Origin of the sequence: Flavobacterium omnivorum, assembly GCF_900099915.1 — a bacterium.
GTDB lineage: Bacteria > Bacteroidota > Bacteroidia > Flavobacteriales > Flavobacteriaceae > Flavobacterium > Flavobacterium omnivorum.
On record NZ_FNDB01000005.1, the window covers coordinates 75,593 to 98,744 of the forward strand.

At 34.9% G+C, this 23,152-nt stretch carries 18 protein-coding genes and 1 pseudogene; 14 read left to right on the plus strand and 5 right to left on the minus strand.

The features are described from left to right. Window positions 1-65: 65 nt before the first annotated feature. Genes BLS90_RS07200 through BLS90_RS07220 form a run of 5 tightly spaced genes read right to left on the minus strand, consistent with a single transcriptional unit; the run spans window position 66 to window position 6,339 of the window. Window positions 66-2,417, minus strand: a complete 2,352-nt coding sequence (locus BLS90_RS07200; RefSeq protein WP_091256979.1) for a response regulator — start codon at window positions 2,415-2,417, stop codon at window positions 66-68. A 9-nt stretch (window positions 2,418-2,426) separates the two neighbouring features. Then, window positions 2,427-2,849 (minus strand): response regulator, encoded by a 423-nt coding sequence (locus BLS90_RS07205; protein ID WP_091256981.1) that lies wholly within the window; start codon window positions 2,847-2,849, stop codon window positions 2,427-2,429. A 21-nt stretch (window positions 2,850-2,870) separates the two neighbouring features. Next, on the minus strand, window positions 2,871-3,281 hold the full coding sequence (locus BLS90_RS07210) for a response regulator (protein ID WP_091256984.1): 411 nt from the start codon (window positions 3,279-3,281) through the stop codon (window positions 2,871-2,873). Window positions 3,282-3,285: 4 nt separating this feature from the next. Beyond that, window positions 3,286-4,014 carry a sensor histidine kinase gene (locus BLS90_RS07215; RefSeq protein ID WP_091256987.1) on the minus strand — a complete coding sequence of 243 codons (729 nt, stop codon included), beginning with the start codon at window positions 4,012-4,014 and terminating at the stop codon, window positions 3,286-3,288. A 6-nt stretch (window positions 4,015-4,020) separates the two neighbouring features. Further along, entirely contained in the window at window positions 4,021-6,339 is a 2,319-nt protein-coding gene (locus BLS90_RS07220; protein ID WP_091256990.1) for a GAF domain-containing sensor histidine kinase, read from the minus strand. Window positions 6,340-7,046: 707 nt separating this feature from the next. Here BLS90_RS07220 and ppsA point away from each other — a divergent pair. The 14 genes and pseudogenes from ppsA to BLS90_RS07290 all read left to right on the plus strand — a co-directional run bounded on the left by ppsA (window position 7,047) and on the right by BLS90_RS07290 (window position 23,150). Beyond that, window positions 7,047-9,476 (plus strand): annotated as a pseudogene (gene ppsA / locus BLS90_RS07225) (phosphoenolpyruvate synthase). 6 nt (window positions 9,477-9,482) lie between these two features. Further along, complete coding sequence (locus tag BLS90_RS07230) at window positions 9,483-10,238, plus strand: SDR family oxidoreductase (protein WP_091256993.1); 756 nt, start codon at window positions 9,483-9,485, stop codon at window positions 10,236-10,238. A gap of 201 nt (window positions 10,239-10,439) precedes the next feature. Beyond that, window positions 10,440-10,700 carry a zinc ribbon domain-containing protein gene (locus BLS90_RS07235; RefSeq protein ID WP_091256997.1) on the plus strand — a complete coding sequence of 87 codons (261 nt, stop codon included), beginning with the start codon at window positions 10,440-10,442 and terminating at the stop codon, window positions 10,698-10,700. Window positions 10,701-10,878: 178 nt separating this feature from the next. Beyond that, window positions 10,879-11,151: a zinc ribbon domain-containing protein gene (locus BLS90_RS07240; RefSeq protein WP_091256999.1), complete on the plus strand. Its 273-nt coding sequence runs from the start codon at window positions 10,879-10,881 to the stop codon at window positions 11,149-11,151. Window positions 11,152-11,221: 70 nt separating this feature from the next. Then, a complete protein-coding gene (locus tag BLS90_RS07245) occupies window positions 11,222-12,217 on the plus strand; it encodes an NAD(P)-dependent oxidoreductase (RefSeq protein WP_091257001.1) in 996 nt (331 codons plus the stop codon). A 98-nt stretch (window positions 12,218-12,315) separates the two neighbouring features. Further along, window positions 12,316-13,425, plus strand: coding sequence for a site-2 protease family protein (locus tag BLS90_RS07250; RefSeq protein WP_091257003.1), 1,110 nt, complete (start codon window positions 12,316-12,318; stop codon window positions 13,423-13,425). Continuing rightward, entirely contained in the window at window positions 13,406-14,560 is a 1,155-nt protein-coding gene (locus BLS90_RS07255) for a phospholipase D-like domain-containing protein (RefSeq protein ID WP_091257005.1), read from the plus strand. Before BLS90_RS07250 ends, BLS90_RS07255 begins: the two co-directional genes overlap by 20 nt. Window positions 14,561-15,413: 853 nt before the next feature. Further along, window positions 15,414-16,319, plus strand: a complete 906-nt coding sequence (locus BLS90_RS07260; protein ID WP_091257006.1) for a DnaJ C-terminal domain-containing protein — start codon at window positions 15,414-15,416, stop codon at window positions 16,317-16,319. Beyond that, window positions 16,316-16,609, plus strand: coding sequence for a chaperone modulator CbpM (locus tag BLS90_RS07265; RefSeq protein ID WP_175455442.1), 294 nt, complete (start codon window positions 16,316-16,318; stop codon window positions 16,607-16,609). The genes BLS90_RS07260 and BLS90_RS07265 overlap by 4 nt, the downstream gene beginning before the upstream one ends. Before the next feature lie 142 nt (window positions 16,610-16,751). Continuing rightward, window positions 16,752-17,585, plus strand: a complete 834-nt coding sequence (locus tag BLS90_RS07270) for a universal stress protein (protein WP_091257008.1) — start codon at window positions 16,752-16,754, stop codon at window positions 17,583-17,585. A gap of 138 nt (window positions 17,586-17,723) precedes the next feature. Continuing rightward, window positions 17,724-18,725, plus strand: coding sequence for a sodium:calcium antiporter (locus tag BLS90_RS07275; protein ID WP_091257010.1), 1,002 nt, complete (start codon window positions 17,724-17,726; stop codon window positions 18,723-18,725). 4 nt (window positions 18,726-18,729) lie between these two features. Next, the gene (locus tag BLS90_RS07280; protein WP_091257012.1) at window positions 18,730-21,327 is read left to right on the plus strand and encodes a cation-translocating P-type ATPase; all 2,598 of its coding nucleotides are present in this window, start codon (window positions 18,730-18,732) and stop codon (window positions 21,325-21,327) included. Window positions 21,328-21,608: 281 nt separating this feature from the next. Next, entirely contained in the window at window positions 21,609-22,391 is a 783-nt protein-coding gene (locus tag BLS90_RS07285; protein ID WP_091257013.1) for an MlaE family ABC transporter permease, read from the plus strand. 6 nt (window positions 22,392-22,397) lie between these two features. Continuing rightward, window positions 22,398-23,150 (plus strand): ABC transporter ATP-binding protein, encoded by a 753-nt coding sequence (locus BLS90_RS07290; protein ID WP_091257014.1) that lies wholly within the window; start codon window positions 22,398-22,400, stop codon window positions 23,148-23,150. Window positions 23,151-23,152: the final 2 nt, after the last annotated feature.

The following is a 23,152-nucleotide window of genomic DNA, read 5'->3' on the forward strand; positions in this document are numbered from 1 at the left end:
AAGATTTTTTGCAATGTCTTACTCGTATTTTCATAGCATGACAAGAATGAAATCTTTTTTTACGATTAAAGCGCAACCAATATCTGTAATTCGCTTACCGCCAACTTGCAAATCTCATCTAACTTAATAACTTCATCTATTCTTCTATGTCCTTGAGGATTTATTTCAATTTCTTTTTCAATAATGTCAACACATTGCGATGCTTTGACCATCCCCAACAAACTGAGAGAGGACTTAAGCTTATGAATTTCTAATTTCAAAATCTTGATGTCATTATTCGCGTTTGCTTTCAGAATTATTTCCATTGTTTCTGGTGTGTTTTCTAAATAAAGTGAGACCATCTCCTTAATAAAAGTCTCATCCCCCTCTGCAAACTCTTTCAAATATTTAAGATCAACTAGTTTTTCTCTTATTAATTCCACCTTTTGCACATCTGACGAAAGTATCGTATTTACCTTTTTCACCTCTAAATTTAGATATAATTTATTCAATAACACATCAAAATCATAGGGCTTGGATAAATAATCATTCATTCCATTTTCAAGGCATTTTCTTTCTTCCTCCACCGTGGCATGTGCTGTTAATGCAATGATAGGAATTCTCGATTTTTCTCCCATATTAGACCTGATGTACTTCGTGAGTTCAATACCATCCATTTCAGGCATTTGAATGTCTAACAATATAATATCATAAGCCGTTTTTTCTATCTTTTCAATTGCTTTTTTTCCATTATCAACAACATCAATTTTTTTACTCCATTTTTCAAACACTTTGATTGCCAGAAGTTGGTTAAGTTCGTTGTCCTCCACCAAGAGTATTTTGGACTCCTTTAAAAAATCTGGAGAAACGGTTTTGTTTGTCAATTGAGATGAAACAGTAATTCCTTTCTCTCCTTTTTTATACACTAAAGAAAAGGAGAATTCACTTCCTTTAGAAACAGTACTTTCTACACTAATCTTACCTCCCTGCAACTCAACAAGTTTACGTGTAATGGTAAGTCCAAGACCAGTTCCACCATATTTTCTAGTAGTTTCATTTGATGCCTGATTAAAACTTTCAAATATGGAATCTACTTTATCGCTTGGAATACCAATACCAGTATCGATAATTGAAAATTTCAATTTGCATTCTGCTGCTGTTTCTTGAACTTCAGTTACTACTAATTCTACAAAACCCTTTTCGGTAAATTTAAGTGCGTTCCCAAGCAAGTTTACTAATATTTGAGATAACTTCGTAGGGTCACCAATTAGATTATCACTTATTTTAGAATCAATATCGTATAACAATTTTATTTTCTTCTCTTTTGCGATTTGAGCTAATAACTCAATTACCGAAGAAACTGTTTTTGACAGCGAAAACTTCACCTCTTCAAAGGTCATTTTATCCGCTTCAATTTTTGAGAAATCAAGAATATCATTAATAATAAACATTAAGTTTTGACTGGCTTTTTTAATAGCCTCGACACTTTGCATCTGGTTATTATCTAATTTCGTCCCTTCGAGAATCTTGGCAAACCCAATAATCCCATTCATAGGAGTCCGAATCTCATGGCTCATGTTCGTTAGAAACTGTTCTTTTATAACTACTGCTTTTTCGGCTAATTCCTTTGCCTTTATGAGCTCAGTCTCTGTTCGTTTTTGTTCGCTAATATCTTGAATGGTTCCCAGTATTTTACAAGGTTTGTCTTTATCATCATTCAAACATTTAATAAATTGATTAATGTATTTTACTGTTCCTTTTTTACTAGTAATACTATGATGGAATTGTACTTCCGTTTTTGTGTCTTTAACATGCTTTAGATTAGTTTCAAAAAGGGCTAAGTCTTTGTCATTTGTAAAACAAGATTTTAAAAAATCTACTGATGTAATCTTCTTGTTTTCAACTTCAAAAATAGTAAAAAACTCATCTGAAAAATAGACCTCATTGTTGCTTAAATTGACTTCCCAACTTCCTATTTTAGCTAATTTTTGAGCTTCAAGAAGTCGATTTGAATTGACTTTCAAAGCCAGTTCAGTAACTTTTCTCAGTTTTAAACTTTCATGTAATTTAATGGCATTCCTGATACTTTGAGACACTCCATCTGGAGTCAGCAACGTTTTTGGAATATAATCTGAGGCACCACTTAATATTGCTTGACTAGCGATTTTTTCGTCTCCCTGTGAGGTTACAAAAATTACGGGGGTCTCAATATCTAAATCTCTAATTTTTTTCAAAAAAGAAATTCCATCGGTATCAGGCATTATATAATCTAAAAAGATTAAGTCATACTCTAATTGTGTGATTTTTTCAATTCCTCCTTTTGCTGAAAAAACGCTATCTACTTCTGCAAGTATACCAGATTGCGAAATGGAACGAGTGATCGTGATTGCATCGATTTTATCATCGTCTATTATTAAAATTTTTAAAACTTGGCCCATAGTATGCTGTTATTTTTGACTAGAAAATTCGATAATATTCCAATAATCATTGAGAACTGACACGAATGGGTTTAAAGTTTGGCTTTCGAATGACATGTGAATATATCCCGCGATATTCAAATTCAAAGCTGCTACTTTATTTTTATCAGTTTTTGAATCTGTAATTACAAAAACTAAAATTGATTTTAAATCGGTATGATTTCGTATCGCTGTCAAGAATTGTATTCCTTTATTCTTTGTCCTATTGATATCGATTATAATTATTTTAGGTATAGGGGTTATTTTTTCAGAGCCATCCAGCATCGACCATGCCTCATTTTCATTGGCAGCTGAAAATAAAGTGTGTTTCACCTCTATTTCTGAAAAAGATTTTCTGATGCATTCGACAATAGCCTTTCTATTGTCGACCAATAGGATACTTGCATTTCCCATAACAAAAACGAATTGAATATATTACAGTTCACATAATTGCCAGAAGTTCTTGAGTGTAGCTACTGAAGTCAAAAACTTTTCAAAAGAAAGTGGCTTAAGAATATATCCAGCAACATTCAAATTGTATGCATTTATCTTGTCGCTATCTTCATTTGAAGTAGTCATAACAAAAACCGATATGTTTTTAAGTCTCTCATTTTCTCTCATTATTTTAAGAAACTCAATCCCATTCATTTTTGGCATATTAATGTCTAGAATGATAATCTTAGGCAGCGGAATAATTTGGCTTTCCAGCATTTCAAGTGCTTCCACTCCATTTCCGGCCACAAATAGCGGGTTCATGATATTATTTTTGGAGAATGCTCTTTTTACATTCATTACATCTACTTCATCGTCTTCGACCAATAAAATATTTACCAATTTTTGGTTCATAATTTTAATTTTTTAATATTATTATTTTAGGCCAAATTAACGTAAAAATTGAGCCACTGTTTATACCAGCTGTATATTTAATTTTTCCTCCCACTAATTTCATGATTTTACAACTGATGGCTAATCCTGCTCCAGTTGTATCCACCACATCTTTAGAATTAACCGTATAAAAAATAGAGAAAATTTTAGACGCTACCTCTTCTGGTATTCCGGGTCCATTATCGCTAACTTTTATTTCATAGTTATTTTCGGTTTCTACAACCTCAACACCTACTTTTCTATTTTCTTTATCGTGAAATCGGACTGCATTGTCAAGTACACTCAGTATCACTTTTTGCAATTTCGCTCCTAAAGTTACACAATTTTCATTAATAAGAGTCATGTTTAAAGTAAATTCAACGTTGGAATTAGGCTCAAATAATGCAATACTATTTGCCATCAGTTTAGAAATATTCACTTCATAAAATTCCAATTCTACCCTATCAACGCGAGAAAGTTCCAACAGTCCATTCATCATGTTTTCCATTCGATTGACCCTATTTTTCAGCAAGCTTAAATTGGCAACCACTTCTTGATTTTCAACGGCTCCTAAATCCTCTTCAATCCACGTGGTTATATTTGAAATTGCCCGCATAGGCGATTTAATATCATGTGAGACTATATAAACAAATTCTTCAAACTCTTTTCTAAGGGCTGCTAATTCCTGTTGACATTTACCTTCTTCTTCCTTCATTGCTATTTATTTGGGGAATGTAAAAACGAAACTACACCCTTTATTTTCTTCCGATTCAATATGTATGCTACCTCCTTTTTCTTCAATAATTTTTTTTACAATTGACAAACCTATACCTGTACTCTCTTTTACATCACGTGCCTCAATAGTTTGAAAAACTTTGAACACTTTTTTATGGTACTCTATTGCAATCCCAGGACCGTTATCTTTAATACTAAACTGATGAAAACCATGCAGGGATTTATACTGGCAATCTATTTTCCCTACCTCCTTATTACTATACTTAACAGCATTACTAATCAAGTTACTAAACACTTGCTGCAAAAGTATTCGTTCGGATTCAATCTCTGGAAAGTTTTTACCAATCGTGATTTCAAAGCCTTGTTTTGGAACAATAGAATCTATAATTTGAATTAACATTAATTTTAAATCAATATTTTCTTTTTCTATTTCGGTACGACCAATGCGCGAGTATTCTAGAACTCCATTGATTAAGTTTTCCATACGCAACACGCGCCCACGAAGCAAGTCAAAATTAGCGCTAACGGTCTCCGGCATATCTGGCATATCTTCGACAATCCATTCTGACAAATTATTAATTGCTCGAAGTGGCGCCTTTAAATCATGTGAAACTACGTAAGCAAACTGATCAAGTTCGTTGTTTTTTTTACTCAAATTCAATAGTGCATTATTTAAGTTTGCTTCCGCATTTTTTTGATCTGTAATGTCGGTGCTTATTGAAATGTATTGATACGGCTTATTTCTCTCGTCTAAAAACGGAACGATAGTCGCTTTTTCCCAATAATAAGAACCGTCTTTAGCTAAATTTCTCATTTCGCCTTTCCAAACATCCCCGTTAACAATTGTTTTTAAAATTTTTTTAGAAAATTCTTTGGAAAAATGCCCCGTAATAGTGCGTTGATCTTTGCCTATTAGCTCCTCTTTAGTATACTTAGATATACTGCAGAAGTTATCATTCACAAAGGTGAGTAATCCTTGTTGATCTGAAATAGATACAATCGCTGATTCATCTAAAGCGGATCTTATGTCTCTTATTTCTTTAGATTTTTTAATGATTTTTTGCTCTGCTAATGTGATCTCCGTAACATCCTGAATAATTCCCTTTAACTCAATCACCTCCCCTTTTTCGTTTTTAAAAGGTTGTCCAATTTCTAAAATATGTTTGACTCTTTGATCTGGAAAAACGATTCTATATTTGATTTTAAAGTCTTTTCCTGTTTGTATAACACTCTCAATTACTTGGTCCAACTTTACTAAATCATCCTTATGAATTCTGTTTCTATATTCTTTATACAACTGATCAGAAGACAATTGTTCCAATTCAAAAATACGGTAATGACCCTCTGACCAAACAAGATCATTAGTAACTAAATTAAATTTCCAGCTCCCAATTTTAGCAATTTCCTGAGACTCCTCTAATAAATTATTCCCATCGATTAAATGTTGCTCGGCTTCTTTCTCCTTGGACACATTTCGAGCAATACAGTATAAATTTCCAGTTGTAGGATCTGGTGAAGTATTCCAGCTAAGTATAGTATAATCTCCATTTTTGCAACGGTAACGGTTCTCAAAACTAATCGTTAATTCTCCCTTTGACAATTTCTCTACTTCTTTGTAGGTTTGAGCCAAATCATCAGGATGCACAAAATCAATAAAAGGAGTTCCTTCTAATTCTTCTTTAGAATAACCTAAAACCTTTGTAAAGGCGGGATTAACTTTATAGAATAATCCGTTCACATTTGCGATGCAAACCAAATCTTTAGACAGATCAATAAAATTTTGCATTTCCTTTTGAGATTCTAGGAAGTCTAAATGATTTTTGCGTGAATCTAATAAGGCAACAACTTGATCAGCTAGCAATTTCAGAGCATTTTTTTGTTCATCGGTAAGAGCCCTAGGTTCCGTATCAATCACACAAAGCGACCCCATATTAAAACCGTTTTTAGCTCGAAGTGGTGCTCCTGCATAAAATCGGATATTAGGATTACCAGTGACCAATGGATTCTCTGAAAACAATTTGTTTTCAGTAGCATTCTGAACTTCAAAAACGTCATCACCTAAAATAGTATATTGGCAAAAAGATACTTCTCTAGCTGTTTCTGACACATTTAAACCCACTTTTGATTTAAACCATTGTCGATCTTCATCTAATAAACTAATTAAAGCTATTGGAGTTCCGCAAATAAAAGACGCTAACTGCGCGATAGAATCATATTCTTTTTCAGACAATGAGTCCAGAATAGCAAAGTCTTTCAGTACTTGGATTCTTTCTATTTCATTTTCTGGTTTTGGATCTACTTTCATTAAAATGGGTATTTTCTTTACTATTACTGATCAATAATTAATTAATACTGATTAATTATTTTATGTTTAATATTATTGTGCCCTATTTCTGGCTTGAAAACCAATTGGTTTGGCTACAAAAATAAAATTAATTTCGAATTAACAGAATCATAACTGCTTAAATTTATAGTAATCCACAAAAAAGCTCCTTATTCAAATTATTTTCAAAACACAAAAAATCAAAATTAGGAAAAATAAACACATCTACTCAAGAACAATTTTTCTGCAATTAAAAACTTTTTGTGAAAGTGATAATTACAGTATTTCGATTAGTAACTTCATTTGATTATTTTATTTCTGTTCCTTTTCAATCCTTTTCTCCTAAAATAAAGACAAGTACTACCGCTTATAAGATATTCAAAATAAAAAATAAAATAAATCATTCGATAAAATACATATTATACTGATAAACAACAACTTGCGAAATAAAAATGTTGTTTTTATTAAAATTAGAAAAAATATTTGTCTAAATTTACGCTATTAGTTTAGTCAGGTGAAGCTCCTACCACTCGCCTATAAAAGCTCAAAAAAAGCGGTTCGTAAATTCCGATTCTAGCTTTTAATTAAAAATTTTATGATTGTGATTAAAAAACAAGCTCCTGTTTTTTTCGACTATTACTATTTGACATACAAATTTAATACCCTTTCCTATTTAAAAAAAAGGCACAATGAGAACATACAAATACATCCTGTTTTTCAACCAAATAAGTATAGAAGCGATTGACAAAGTAGGCGGCAAAAATGCATCGCTTGGCGAAATGTACAATCAGCTCAATCCAATTGGCATTTCTATTCCAAACGGATTTGCAATTACTGCCGAAGGATATAGGCTATTTCGCAAAACTAATGGTTTAGAACAACTCTTGCAAGATTTATTGTTGTCTTTAGATACCAAGGAATATTCAAATCTCTCCCTTATTGGAGAAAAAGCCAGAAATCTCATTTTATCAGCAACTATTCCCGAAGAAATTCGGGACGAAATAAACACAGCCTATCAATCACTCAGTAAGCAATGTGGCACCTCAAATCTAGATGTAGCAGTACGAAGTAGTGCAACATCTGAAGATTTACCCACAGCAAGTTTCGCAGGACGAATGGAGTCTTTTCTTCATATTATTGGAGAACAAGAATTACTGTTAACCATTCACCGTTGCTATGCTTCATTGTTTACAGATCGTGCCATAAAATACCGTCATGACATGGATTTTACTAAAATAGACATTGCCATTTCCGTGGGTGTCCAACAAATGGTTCGAAGTGACAAAGCAGCTTCTGGCGTCGCTTTTACAATTGATCCCGATAGCGGATTCGAAAATACCATCATCATCAATAGTATTTGGGGACTGGGAGAAAATATTGTTCAAGGCACTGTTACGCCAGACGAATGGATGGTATTCAAACCTACATTAGCCAATCCGAACGTGAATCCCATTTTAAAAAGACAGTGCGGCCAAAAAGAATTTACGATGATCTATACAGATACTGTAGCAGGTTCACCTGCTGAAAATAACATTTTTAATACAGATACTTCATTGGAAAAACAAAAACAATTTTCGCTAAACGACAAAGAAGTCATTCAACTGGCACAATGGTGTGCTAAAATTGAAAAACATTATCAAAAACCAATGGACATTGAGTGGGCAAAAGACGGTTTGAACAACCAATTGTATATTGTTCAGGCCCGTCCGGAAACTGTTCACGGCAAAGCAAATAAGCAACTGCGAGAAATTTATAAGCTCAAAGAGAAAAGCACTCTCTTAACTCAAGGAATCGCATTAGGTGATAAAATTGCTTCTGGTAAAGCGCGAATTCTAAACAATCCGCAAGAGGGCGATTTATTGCAAAATGGCGAAATCATTGTCACAGATGTAACGAATCCGGATTGGGATCCCATCATGAAACGAGCCGCAGCGATTATTACTAATAAAGGAGGCCGCACCAGCCATGCTGCTATTGTAGCACGTGAACTGGGAACTGTTGCCGTTGTAGGATGCGGAAATGCTACTTCAATTATAAAAAACGGACAGGAAATTACCGTTTCCTGCTCCGAAGGCAAAGAAGGAAATGTGTACGACGGGATATTAAAATGGGAAATAACAGAACAGGATTTCAGTACACTCAAAATGCCAAAAACAGATCCGATGCTGATTCTTGCTGATCCCGAAAGAGCGTTTGAGTTAAGCCAATATCCCAATCAGGGCGTGGGTCTGATGCGAATGGAATTTGCGATTTCGAATACCATCAAAATCCATCCTTTGGCATTATGCGAACCGGAAAAAATAACCGATCAAATAATCAAATCTGAAATTGCAGCATTAACAAAAGGCTACGAAGACCCAAAAAAATATTTCATTGATAAACTGGCCGAAGCAGTAGCTATTGTGGCTGCCGCTTTTTACCCAAAGGACGTCATTGTGCGAATGAGTGATTTTAAAAGCAATGAATACGCCAACCTGATCGGAGGAAAATTTTACGAACCAAAAGAGGAAAACCCAATGATTGGTTTTCGTGGTGCTTCCCGTTATTACAGTGATTTTTATAGAAAAGGGTTTGCTTTAGAATGTGAAGCCATGAAAAAAGTGCGCAACGAAATGGGACTCCTCAATGTAAAACTGATGATTCCGTTTTGTAGAACAGTAGAAGAAGGTGTAAATGTATTAGCGGAAATGACAAAAAATGGTTTAGTACAAGGTGTTAACGGATTACAAGTGTATGTGATGATTGAAATTCCAAGTAATGTATTGATGGCTGCTGAATTTGCAAAACTATTTGATGGATTTTCTATAGGATCCAATGACTTGACGCAACTCACCTTAGGTTTAGATCGTGATTCAGCTTTAGTCAGTTATTTGTTTAATGAGGAAAATCCAGCAGTCAAATACTTAATAAAAGAAACCATTAAAGTTGCCAAACGTTAAGAAATAAAAGTGGGACTCTGTGGTCAAGCTCCTAGTGACATTCCTGAGTTTGCTGCTTTTTTAGTCCAGGAAGGAATCGATAGTATCTCCTTTAATCCAGATGCTTTGATAAAAGGAATCGAAAATATTTTAAAGGCCGAACATAAAACCAAAAAGAAAATTACAAACTCAGTAAAATAGTTCTAAATGGAAACACTATTCAAAAATAAAGTAGTTATTGTAACCGGCGGCTCCTCTGGAATTGGCAAGGCGACGGCATTTGCTTTTGCCAAAAAAGGAGCCAAAGTAGCCGTAGTAGATTGGAAAGAAAATGATGAAATCGTAGACTTAATCAAAGAATTGGGCAGTGAAGCTATTTTTATCAAATGTGATGTCTCAAAAACCGATGACGTAAAAGCAATGGTGGCGCAAACAATTGCCGCATTTGGCCAATTGGATTATGCGTTCAACAATGCCGGAATCGAGGGTGCCTCTGCTGCTATCCAAGATTGTTCGGAGGAGAACTGGGATAAAACCATTGGTGTAAACCTAAAAGGAATCTGGCTTTGTATGAAATATGAAATTCCAGAAATACGCAAACAAGGGAAAGGCGTCATTATCAATTGCTCTTCGGTCGCTGGATTAGTTGGTTTTGCAGGATTACCCGCTTATGTAGCGTCTAAACATGGCGTCGTGGGACTTACTAAAACAGCAGCTTTAGAATGCGCCACATTAGGAATCCGAATAAATGCGATTTGTCCCGGTGTAATCCAAACCCCAATGATTGATCGTCTGACTGGAAAAAATAAAGAAGCAATAAAACAATTCACAGGTTTAGAACCTCTGGGTCGCTTTGGTCTTCCAGAAGAAATAGCGAATGCGGTAGTATGGATGTGCTCTGATGAAGCCTCTTTTGTAACCGGACATGCCATGGCCGTAGATGGTGGTTTTGTAGCACAATAATAGAAATAAGATCCTAAAACCAGATCAAACTTTAAATTTTTTTATCCTAATTTAAAATTGGGTTACGGGAAATTATACCTTGAAATAGTTTAATTTCCAAAATTCCAGCACTTCGATTTGAGCAAGCTGGAACTTGAATACCTTCAGTACAATTAAAAAATTATGTTTAGCAACAAACAGGAATAGTAGCTTTAAAAAATTATGGAAAATAAAATTAGCTGTCAAAGTTGTAGCATACCGCTTGACGCCACTGCATTAAAAGGAACTGATAAAAATGGTCTAAAAAGTAAGGAGTATTGTAAGTATTGTTTTGATGGTGGCACTTTCAAAAATCCAGAGATGAATTTAGAACAGATGAAAATCAACTTAAAAAATAAATTGAAAAAATTAGCAATCAATGAAGATTCCATTCAGAAAATGGTCAACAATTTACCGCTATTGAAGCGCTGGAAAAGTAGTTAATGTCAAATCCAAAGTGGGAGCTTGAAACCCTCTTTACTTATAAAAAACCGCACGGCAATACCATTTATCGAATTCATCTGCCGGCTCTTAAGCGATTCATTAATAAAAAAATTGACATGAAATAAAAGTAGAAACAAAATAAATGCACAAACAAAGCTAACCACTTAAATCAATCAACATGGAAATCATCCCTTTTTGTCAAAGTTGCGGAATGCCTCTGGCTTCAGAAGAAGTCAAAGGAACAGAAAATACGGGTCATAAAACAAGTGATTACTGTAAATATTGTTATGAAGACAGCCAATTTAAACAACCCGATATGAACTTAGAAGACATGAAAAACATGGTAAAAGTCCATATGCAGAAAAAGAAGCATCCTGATTACATGATTCAAAAAGCCATGAATCTCTTACCTGCCTTAACTCGATGGAAAAACAGCCCCTTATTTATGTGAGCAATCCATTATTCGCAAGGTTGATAAGAACACACGCAAACAATTTTTTTATAAAGTAAAAACTATTAAAATGAAAGTATTAGTCTACAGCATCTTTGGTTTTGATAAGCCATTTATGGAAAAAGCAGCTCATGGCAATCACGAATTAGTTTTCTCAGAGGAGCATTTGGATGAAAACACGGCAGACCTAGCCAAGGGATTTGATGCAGTATCGGTTTCCACGTCAGATGTTGCCTCTGCCGCAGTGTTGCAAAAACTATATGCTTATGGCGTAAAATATATTGCGTTGCGGGCGGTACGTTCAGATCTTATTGATCTTCCAAGAGCCAAATCTTTGGCCATGAAAGTAGCAAATGCACCTACTTATTCTCCTTATTCCGTCGCTGAGCACGCCGTATGTTTGCTGTTAGCTTTAAACAGAAAACTGATTTTGGGTCAGCGGCTAATGCACATTGGTGATTATCGGATGGATCATCTGGTAGGTTTTGATTTGCATGGAAAAACAGTTGGTATCATTGGAACTGGCGCAATAGGTGCTGCTTTTGCAAGGATTATGCATGGTTTTGGATGTAAAATTTTAGCTTTCGATGCTATTGAAAATAAAGAACTATTAGCTGAAATCCCATTATCTTACGGCTCATTTGAAGATGTTTGTGCAGTTTCAGATGTAGTCTCAGTTCATGCGCAATGGAATGATTCCTCCAAGCAAATGTTTGATAAAGCTAGTTTTTCAACGTTAAAAAAAGGAATGATATTTATCAATACCGCTCATGGAGCATTTGTAAACACCGAAGATTTAATCGAGGCAATTGAGAATAAAACTATTGCAGCTGTTGGTTTAGACGTCTATGATAAAGAACATGCATTATTTTATCAGGATCATACTGAATCTCCTATAACAGACCCGTTGTTTCTCAAATTGCGTTCTTACCCTAATGTACTGATTACCGGTCATCAGGGATTTTTTACAAAGGAAACATTGGCCGGAATAGCAAATATAACAATTGCCAATTTAAATGCTTGGGCCTATAATGGTACTTCAGAAAATGAAATAAATGAAAAATAGCTTTCTTTTTTTTTTCGAAAAAAAAAATAGAATAAGCCTACTTTCAACTAGATCACTTACCTTTTTATATTGTAAAAAGTATTGCTAAAACGCACCAAATGAAAGGTTCCTTCAAACTCGGAAAAATCGCAGACATTGGAATTTTTGTTCACTGGACCTTCTCATTACTGATTATGTTTATCATTTTCATTAATTACCGAGCCGGCCAGAGCGCAACTCAAATACTTTTGTCCGTTTTGTTTATTTTGAGTCTATTTATCACTGTAATCCTGCATGAACTAGGCCACGCTTTGGCAGCGAAAAGGTATCACATAAAGACCAAAGACATCACTCTTTTGCCCATTGGAGGTTTAGCACGGCTCGAAAAAATTCCTGAAAAGCCAATTGAAGAATTGATAGTAGCTGTTGCAGGACCTTTAGTAAACATTACCTTGGCCGTTGTTACAGGGATATTCATAGCCATTCCCGAAACGACAGATGAATTAATGTCGCAATTATCAACTGGTATAAATCCGAATAATTTCTTTTTGAATTTCTTCTTAGTCAATTTTTTGCTGGCACTTTTCAACTTGATTCCCGCGTTTCCTATGGATGGAGGCCGAATTATACGCGCTGTATTGTCCTTTAAAATGCAACGGCATGTAGCGACCCGTATTGCGGCTCGAATTGGTCAATTTATAGCTTTAGGCTTTATACTTTTTGGCTTTTTTACGACACCAGTTTTAGTGTTTATTGGTATTTTTGTTATTATCGGGGCGCAGGTAGAAGCGGACTTTACTCAACCTAAATTTTTGTTAAAAGGTTTTAAAGTTCATGACATTTTGATGAAACAATTTCCAAAGGTGGATGCGAATGAAACCATAAAAAAGGCCGTATCATTGGTTTTAGACAGCCAAAGCAAGAATTTTCTAATCACGGAAGCAGGTATTCCTGTTGGAACGCTGAACCGAGATCAAATTATAATGGCGCTTACAAAAAATGGAGAAAATGAATTTATTTATAATGTCATGGATCGGAATTTAGTTTTTCTTGACGGTAACTCACTTCTGGAAAATAGTTTTGAGGTGATACAACTCAATAAATCAAGATTAATGCTCGTGATGGAAAATAATGAAGTAGCAGGAGTTTTGGATAACGAAAATCTTATGGAATTTATTTTAATCAATGAAGTTAAAACAAAGATAACGCATGATAAAAAGTACCGATAGCTTTACAGCTGCTAAAAATCTAGAGTTGGTTCTCAGTGGAGAAGATTATTTTGCCCGTTTAGAAGCTATTATACAACAAGCACAATTTCAAATCTACCTGCAAATGTATCTTTTTGAAAACGATACTACAGGAACAAGAATTATTACCGTCTTAAAAGAAGCAGCTTCTAGGAAAGTTGAAATTTACATCCTTCTGGATGGTATAGGCAGTTTATCCTTTCCATCGGAACTATTTAAAGAACTGAAATGTATCGGTATCAATATTCGTTTTTTTGCCCCTTTATTTTCAACATACACTTTTTTTATTGGCAGGAGACTCCATTCTAAAATTGTTGTTGCTGATGCAAAAGTTGCGCTGGTTGGTGGTATAAACATCGCAGCTAAATACCATGGATCAGCAAACGAAGAACCTTGGCTGGATTATGCCGTTCAATTAAAAGGGGAAATTGCTAAACCACTGCAGCAACTTTGCAGCGATATTTATTTTAAGAAAAGACGCTTAGGAAATAAAAAAATAAAAGCAATTTTTGCAATGCAGGGAGATGCATCCGTACGCATACTCCAGAACGATTGGCTAAAGGGGAAAAATGAAATTTGTGATGGATATATAAAAGAAATTCGGCAGGCCAAAAAAGAAATAATTATAGTAGGAAGCTATTTTCTACCTGGGATTCGAATCATTAGAGCATTGAAAAAAGCATCAAAAAACAAAGTGACCATTAAACTGATTCTTTCCGGAAAATCAGATCTTCCAGTGACTAGACGGGCAACTTGCTTTTTATATAGTAAACTTCTCAACTATAACATTGAATTGTACGAATGGGACAAATCGGTTTTGCATGGAAAAGCAGCAGTTATTGATGAGAATTGGTCCACAATTGGATCTTTTAACCTGAATAATTTAAGTTCGTACGGAAGTATCGAAACTAACATTGAAATACGTTCAGAATTATTTTCAGCTATGTTTCGAACCCATCTTTACGAAATCATTGCACAATGCCAATGCATCACTCGAGAATCTGTAAATACTAAAACCACTTTTATCCCTAAATGCATTAATTTAATTTCGTATGGCGTCACTAGAATTATCGAATTAGTAGTCACTTTCACACCTTACAAACGCTTTTATAATTAAAAAAAAAGAGGATTGGAATTAAAAAAGAATCTTAAAAGTAAATCCCTAAATTAGATTGTTAAAGATACGTATCCCAAATCAATTAGGATGAATTCTTTTTCTAGTTCATTTTTAAAAAAATTATTAGTTCCGTGAAATAACGGAGACCTGAGTAACTTGTCTAGAACAGCATGTTCTTTGCAGCAATAGCTTAAAAGATTCTCCACAGCTCTCCAAACTAATAAAGTCCTAAACTAGGATAGTTATTATGCGGATGACATGTCTTTTCAGGGGATTTTGATCCAAAAACAGACTGCAAATACATACAGAAATGATGGGGAAATCCAAATGCGAATTCATCCCAAAAAAACTTATTTTATGACCCTAAACATACATCAAATTGTTATTGCGCTGTTGTCTATACAAAAACGAAGCTGATTTTTGATAAGCACAAGGAATGGATTCGACCTCTTGATTAAGTCTAGAAATTTAGGCCGCACGAGCATCCCAAACACAAAAAATAATTCACCAGAAGTAAATAGATAAGCTGGTAGGGAAAATAAATTACGTTCTAAAAATCAATCTAAAAGGTACCGAATTTATAAAGTACAAAGTGCTACTTATTGAATTGAAACACCATTAAGGTTTCAAAGCCATAGAAAAACAGTTGTTTTCTTTATGGAGAGAAAATAGCAATAGTAAGCAATCCATTTTAGGAATTTTTTTATATATCTAACTGAATATAAACACTTTATTTCTATTTTATTCTTTCAAAATTGTTTAAATTTGATATTGTAAAATAGAAAATTGAGCGATTTTTTCAGCCGCACGAAGTTAAAAAAACCGAAGTAACCGCAACATAAAAAAAATCTCGATGGCATTTATAGACTATTACAAAATTCTTGAAGTGGATAAAAAAGCAACCGAAGCCGAGATTAAAAAGGCGTATCGCAAACTCGCCCGTAAATACCATCCTGATTTAAATCCCAATGATAAAGAAGCCGAAAGAAAATTCAAGGAAATTAATGAAGCAAACGAAGTATTAAGCCATTCTGAAAACCGTAAAAAATATGATGATTACGGAGAAAACTGGCAAAACGCTGAGGAATTTGAAAAATCCAAACAACAACGGCAACATCAAGGAAATGGCCAACAAGGAGGTTATGGAGAAGGAGGATTTAGTGGTAGTGGTGACTTTTCTAATTTTTTCGAATCCATGTTTGGTGGCCGTTCCAGTGCTGGTGGAAGTCGAAGAGAAACTCAGTTTAAAGGGCAGGATTTCAGCACTGAATTGCATCTTGACCTAAAAGACGTCTATAACACGCACAAGAGAACGCTGACAATCAATGGTAAAAATATCCGAATTACCATCCCTGCTGGAGTCGAAAACGGACAGCAAATAAAAATTAGTGGTGTGGGTGGCGAAGGCTCCAGTGGCGGTCCAAAAGGCGATTTATACATCACATTTACAGTAGCCAATCACACGGAATTTAAACGAGATAAAAATAATCTTTATGCAAGTGTAGCTCTCGATTTATATACTGCACTATTAGGCGGTGAGATTACCGTTGCTACTTTTGACGGCAAAGTAAAACTGACTGTAAAACCAGGAACCCAAAACGGAACTATTGTCAAACTTAAAGGAAAAGGTTTCCCAATTTATAAAAAGGAAGGTGAATTTGGCGACTTATATATTACCTATCAAATCAAAATCCCTACTGATCTTTCCCAAAAAGAAAAAGATTTATTTATGGAACTTTCAAAATTAAAAACATCATGAATACCACAAACTTAATCCCTCTATCCCTGCTTTTCATGCAATATAATCTAGAAATGTCGTTCTTTTTTAATTTAAATGAAATGGGTTTATTGGAAATCCTTACTGTCAATGAAACTAAGTATGTCCGTCCTGAATCTGTTCATGCAATTGAAAAAATGATACGATTACACCAAGAATTAGAGGTAAACATGCATGGAATAGATGTCATTTTAAATTTATTGGAAAAAATAGAGCGTTTACAGCAGGAATTGATTTCCGTTAAGAACAGGCTGAGCTTGTATGAAAGTTAAAAATTAAATTACAATTGGAAAAAAGCAAAGAACTGTTGAAAATTCAAATAATCCGTTAGCATTTGAAAAAATACAATCAAATAATAATTTGAACGAAATGTATGGGATGATTTAGATAAGGAGCAAACTAAAAATTAACAATATGAAAACGATACTTTGCCCAACCGACTTTACTTTACGGGCAGATTCTGCTATACATTATGCTGTAAAAATGGCCACGGTTTTTGATGCTTCGTTAATTTTATACCACTGTTTTATTCCTTTTGAGAGCGCTTTTTATCCCCTTAATTCAAGCACTCAAGAAAATTTAGATACTAAAACAATTTTAACCAACCATCTTACTGCTATCATGAATTCTATAATGGATAAAAATCCAAATCTTTCCATAAACATTCATGTGGATCAAGGTCCTGAAGGCATAAAGATTCCAAAATTTTGTAAAAAAAATAAAATAGATTTAATAGTAATGGGCACAAAAGGAGCTAGTGGGTTAAAAGAAAAAATCATTGGCAGTTTTACTGCCGAGGTTATGACCAAAGCTTCCTGCCCCGTACTTGCTATTCCAGAAAAATATAAATTCAAGATCCCAAAAAAAATAACTTTTGCCTCTAATTATAATAAAAAAGACAAAAAGGTTCTCTTTCAATTACTGGAATTAAACAAGCTTTTCAATGCTACCATTACCATTCTTCACGTCGACAAGGGAATCCTAGCGTTTACCGCAGATGAAGACTTTGACAATTATAAAAATACAATTCAAAACCATTTTAAAGATTTTGAATTCACTTTCAAACATAGTACAGGAGAGAACGTAGCAAAAATAATCTTAGAAGTGACAGTAGCCGATAAAACGGATCTGATTGTAATTAATCCTTTAAAAAGAAAAGGTTTTTGGAATCGTATTTTTTACTCCAGTATAACCAAAAAAACAGCCTATCTAATCGCTAAGCCATTACTGAGCATTCCAGTGCAATAATTATCGTCATCCTGTTCCTAATTTAAGATAAATAATACAATTAAAATTCAATAAAAGTGGCTAGCAGTCCATCCTATTCCTATTGCCCGTAACGATAAGTAAGAAATTTAAAGATTCTAACATACTAATTATTTCTTCATGAATGCTATCTATCTGGACATTATCGGGTTTATCCTAGCCACAGCGGTAATAGTAGCAACTGGCTCACGGCTATCTAAGTATGGTGATATGATGGCCGATATGTTAGGTTGGGGGAAAATGTTTATGGGCATTGTTCTTTTGGCATCAGTAACATCTATGCCCGAAATAATGAATGGGATTAGCGCTGTGGTTTTTCTTAATGCTCCAGATCTTGCCGTTGGCGATATTGTAGGAAGCTGTGCGTTCAATATCCTTATTATTTCTATTATGGATTTATTTTACGACCATAAAAAACCACTAACATCGGTTGCCCAAACAGGTCATGTGATTGCAGCATCCTTTGGTATCATACTATTGAGTTTGGTCGCTTTTGCAATTTTAATGCCCGATATTTTTGGAACCATTTTATGGATTGGAGAATTCAGCTTACTCTTTCTTTTATTTTACGTCATAGCCATTCGCGTAATATTCTCTTATGATAAAAAAGAAAGTCATTATCGGGAAGAAAGAAAAAACACCTACACTCTAACACTAAAACAAGTCGTGCGAAGGTATATAATGAACGCACTTGTACTAATGGGAGCTGCAATGCTGCTGCCTTATTTTGGACAACACTTGGCCGAGGCTAGTGGAATGGGACAAAGTTTTTTTGGCACTTTATTTATTGCTGCTTCTACTTCACTTCCGGAAGTAGTAGTATCCATAGCGGCCATTAGACTGGGAACCATTGATCTAGCAATTGGTACTATTTTTGGCAGTACTATTTTTAATATTGCCATTTTGGCCATTGATGATATTCTATATACGAAAGGCGCTATCCTTCAATTTACTAGTCCCAACCATATTATACCAGTCCTAGGAACGATAATTATAACTGCCATTGGCATTATAGGCATCGTATTCAAGGAAGAAAAAAAATGGAAACTCGCCATAGATACTGCTTTAATAGCATTAGTGTATGTTTTAATGATGATTTTATTGTACTATTTAAAAGATTAAAATTATGAACTGGCATTTACTTCCAATATCAGAAATAACTCAATTGCTAAATTCAACTCCAAGCGGCATTGATCCAGTAATAGCCGCTGAGCGCTTACGCGAACAAGGAAAAAATCAAATTGAAGACACAAAAAAGAAGAGTGTTATTAAAATGATTTTATCTCAGTTTTCTGATTTCATGATTCTTATTCTTGTAGCGGCAGCAATTATTTCAGGCGTTATAGGTGATGTTACGGATACAATTATTATACTAGCTATCGTAATTATTAATGCAACTGTAGGATTTATTCAAGAATATCGAGCAGAAAAAGCGATGGAAGCCTTAAAAAATATGGCAGCAAACCATGCTCATATTTTACGTGAAGGAAAAATGATCAGCATTCCTGCAACAGATCTCGTTGTAGGAGATGTCATAATGTTAGAAGCAGGGAATATTATTCCAGCAGATGTCCGATTTTTTGAAACTCATCAAACAAAAGTAGATGAATCAACGCTAACAGGCGAATCAAATAATGTAGAAAAAAACACAGAAGAACTTCCCGAAGGAATTTATGCTCTTGGCGACCAGACCAACATGGGTTTTAAAGGAACTTCAGTTACTAATGGGAGAAGCCTTGCTTATGTCGTGGCAACTGGAATGCAGACCGAGTTGGGCCATATCGCAAAAATGATCCAGACCGATGAAACCACCACTCCATTGCAGAAAAGATTAGCTGCTTTTGGCAAACGATTGTCCGCAGGCATACTATTGATTTGCACCATCATTTTTATGATTGGTTGGCTGCGTGGCGAAGCTATTTTGACTATGCTAATCACTTCAATTTCACTTGCAGTTGCTGCCATTCCTGAGGCTTTACCAGCATTGGTAACAATAGCATTAGCTTTTGGAGCCAAGAAATTGGCAAAACACAAGGCCCTTATACGTAAGTTACCCGCTGTAGAAACATTAGGTTCTGTAACCTACATCTGTTCTGATAAAACAGGTACTTTAACCCTCAATAAAATGACCTTACAGGAATTTTATGAAACTTCGACCGCAAATTATCAGACGGTTTTTAAAGATCAAAACAGACTACTTCATGCAATAGCTTTGAATAATGATGTGTCAAAAGAAGAAAATGGAAAATGGTTAGGAGATTCGACTGAGGTAGCAATGGTCGAATATGCGTTCGATAAGAGTTTTAATCGAGGTGATTTAGAAAAAATTTATCCACGAATTGCAGAATTACCTTTTGATTCTAAAAGAAAGTGTATGACTACAATTCATCAAAATAGTAATCCTGACGCCGATCATAGTGCTACAATGATTGTATTAACAAAAGGAGCCGTTGATGTCTTGTTTGACAAGTTGAATGCTGATCAAAAATCCCATATTCCAGAATTGGAACGTAAAGTAAATGAGATGGCTGCAAAAGGATATCGGGTTATGGGATATGCAATGAAAACAATTTCATCACTTCCGCAGCATTTGGATCCAGCTGAAATCGAAACAGAACTAACGCTTATTGGCTTTGTCGGGATGATAGACCCACCTCGCGAAGAAGCAAGGCAAGCCGTATCCGAGTGTAAAGAAGCTGGCATTATTCCGGTGATGATTACCGGCGACCACAAGCTTACTGCTAAAGCTATTGCTGCAAAACTTGGTATTATTTCTTCCGAGGAGGACTTAGCCCTTACTGGTTCTGAATTAGCAATGTTGAACCAAATTGCGTTTGAAGAAATCGTGGCAAAGGTTCGCGTTTATGCACGTGTTAATCCCGAACAAAAATTAAGAATCATCACTGCCTTACAATCTAAAAATCATTTTGTAGCGATGACCGGCGATGGCGTCAACGATGCTCCAGCACTCAAAAATGCTGATATTGGCATTGCAATGGGCATCAACGGTACGGAAGTTTCCAAAGAAGCTTCGCACATGATTTTACTAGATGATAATTTTGCCACCATAGTAATTGCAGTTAAGCACGGCAGGAAAATATTCGATAATATTCTGAAATTTATAAAGTATATTATGACTGGAAATTCAGGAGAAATATGGGCTATATTTTTGGCACCGTTCTTTGGTTTACCCATACCATTACTGGCCATTCACATTCTTTGGATTAACCTAATCACAGATGGCTTGCCTGGGTTGGCCTTAGCCTCTGAACCAGCAGAAGCAAATATTATGAAACGACCGCCTAGAAATCCGAAGGAAAATATTTTCTCAAATGGAATGGCAGTGCATATTTTATGGGTAGGATTTTTAATGGGAGTAGTGACCATCGGAATGCAGGCTTATGCCATACATGTGGCGAACTCGCATTGGCAAACGATGGCATTTACCGTTCTTTGCTTTAGCCAATTGGGTCATGTAATGGTCATTCGATCTAGCCAAGATTCTATTTTTAAAATTGGTTTTTTCTCTAATAAGCCCATGATTGTCGCTTTAGCAATAACGGTTTCACTTCAATTAATGATAATTTATACTCCTTTATTTAATGGGATTTTTAAAACACAACCGCTAACTTTCCGTGAATTGATCCTAACATTAGCGGTATCAAGTATTGTTTTTTGGTCGGTAGAAATAGAGAAATGGTTAAAAAAAGAAAATAAATCGTAAGTTTTTTTGTTGCTATTTATACTTTTGAAACAAAAAAAATCACATGCCGTTCATGGTTTTTGAACTTCTTTAACACCTTGTGCTAATTATAAAGCAAGAAATTCTTTTTGTTACAAAATTAGGAGAAACGTTTTAAAATCGTCTTCCTTTTTTTAAATTGAATTTTTCTCGACAAAATCCTTTAAATAACAGACAAACAACACCTTTAAGCGCTGATAATCAGACAAATAATTATGTATATTTGAGTAGCTGATTTTTATTAAAAACCAATTCATTTGCTTATGAATACATTTTCTAAAATAATTGAATTATTCAAAGCTTTTTTACTTGAAGTTGGCGAACTCTCCTACTTCGCGGGTCGGTTTTTTCAAGAGACTTTTAAACGTCCTTTTGAATTTAAAGAGTTTTTAAGGCAGTGTTACAATATGGGAAATCGTTCTTTGCTACTTGTAGCAGTTACAGGATTTATAATTGGGTTGGTATTTACATTGCAATCTCGTCCTACATTACAGGAATTTGGCGCTGTATCCTGGATGCCTTCAATGGTTAGTATTTCGCTGATTCGAGAAATTGGTCCTATAATTACAGCATTGATTTGTGCGGGACGTATCGGTTCTGGGATTGGCGCTGAATTAGGCTCAATGCGTGTTACGGAACAAATAGATGCCATGGAAGTTTCAGGTACTAATCCTTTTAAATATTTAGTAGTTACCCGAGTATTGGCCACTACTTTTATGCTTCCTATTTTAGTTTTTTTTGGAAACGCAATCGCCATTTTTGGTTCTTTTCTGGTAGAAAATATCAAAGGGAAAGTTTCATTTTTATTGTATTACAATCAGGTTTTTAATGCGTTGGAATATGGTGACTTAATTCCTGCAACTATAAAAACATTCTTTTTCGGTTTTGCTATTGGATTAGTGGGTTGTTACAAAGGATATTATTGCAAAAAAGGGACTGCGGGCGTAGGTTTGGCGGCTAATTCTGCTGTCGTTTTCACTTCAATGTTGCTCTTTATTATTGATTTTATTGCTGTTTTTATTACTGATATATTTTATGACTTATAACTGATTATGGATACATTACTACAAAATCAAAAATCAATCATAGAGATCAAAGACCTCCGAAAAAGCTATGGTTCTAATGCTGTTTTAGCTGGTTTTAATATGGTGCTCCGTGAAGGTGAGAATCTCGTGATTATGGGAAAATCAGGTTCTGGAAAATCTGTGATGATAAAGTGTTTGATAGGACTAGAGCAGCCTGACGGTGGCTCGATCACTGTGATGGAAAATGATATTAGTAAACTCGATCGAGAAGAACTGGATGATCTTCGAACGGAAGTTGGATTTCTTTTCCAAGGAAGTGCACTTTACGATTCGATGACAGTCCGGGAGAATTTAGAATTCCCATTGCGACGACACAAAAAAAAGTTTGGTGTTATCAAGGACACCACTCCAATGGTAATGGAAGCATTGGAGAACGTTGGGCTAGCAAACACAATCAATTTAATGCCTGAAGAACTATCAGGAGGAATGAAAAGGCGAATTGCGTTAGCCCGAACTTTAATATTGCAACCTAAAATAATTTTATATGACGAACCTACTACAGGCCTAGACCCCATAACTGCCAAAGAAATTTTGCTGCTAATGATGTCTATCCAAAAAAAATACAACACCTCAGCTATAATTATCACGCACGATGTGGATTGTGCTCGAATGATTTCTAACCGCATGATTTTACTAGTGGATGGCATTAATTATATCGAAGGCACTTTTGAGGAACTATCCATTTCAACAGATCCAAAAGTACAAGCTTTCTTTAAATAACA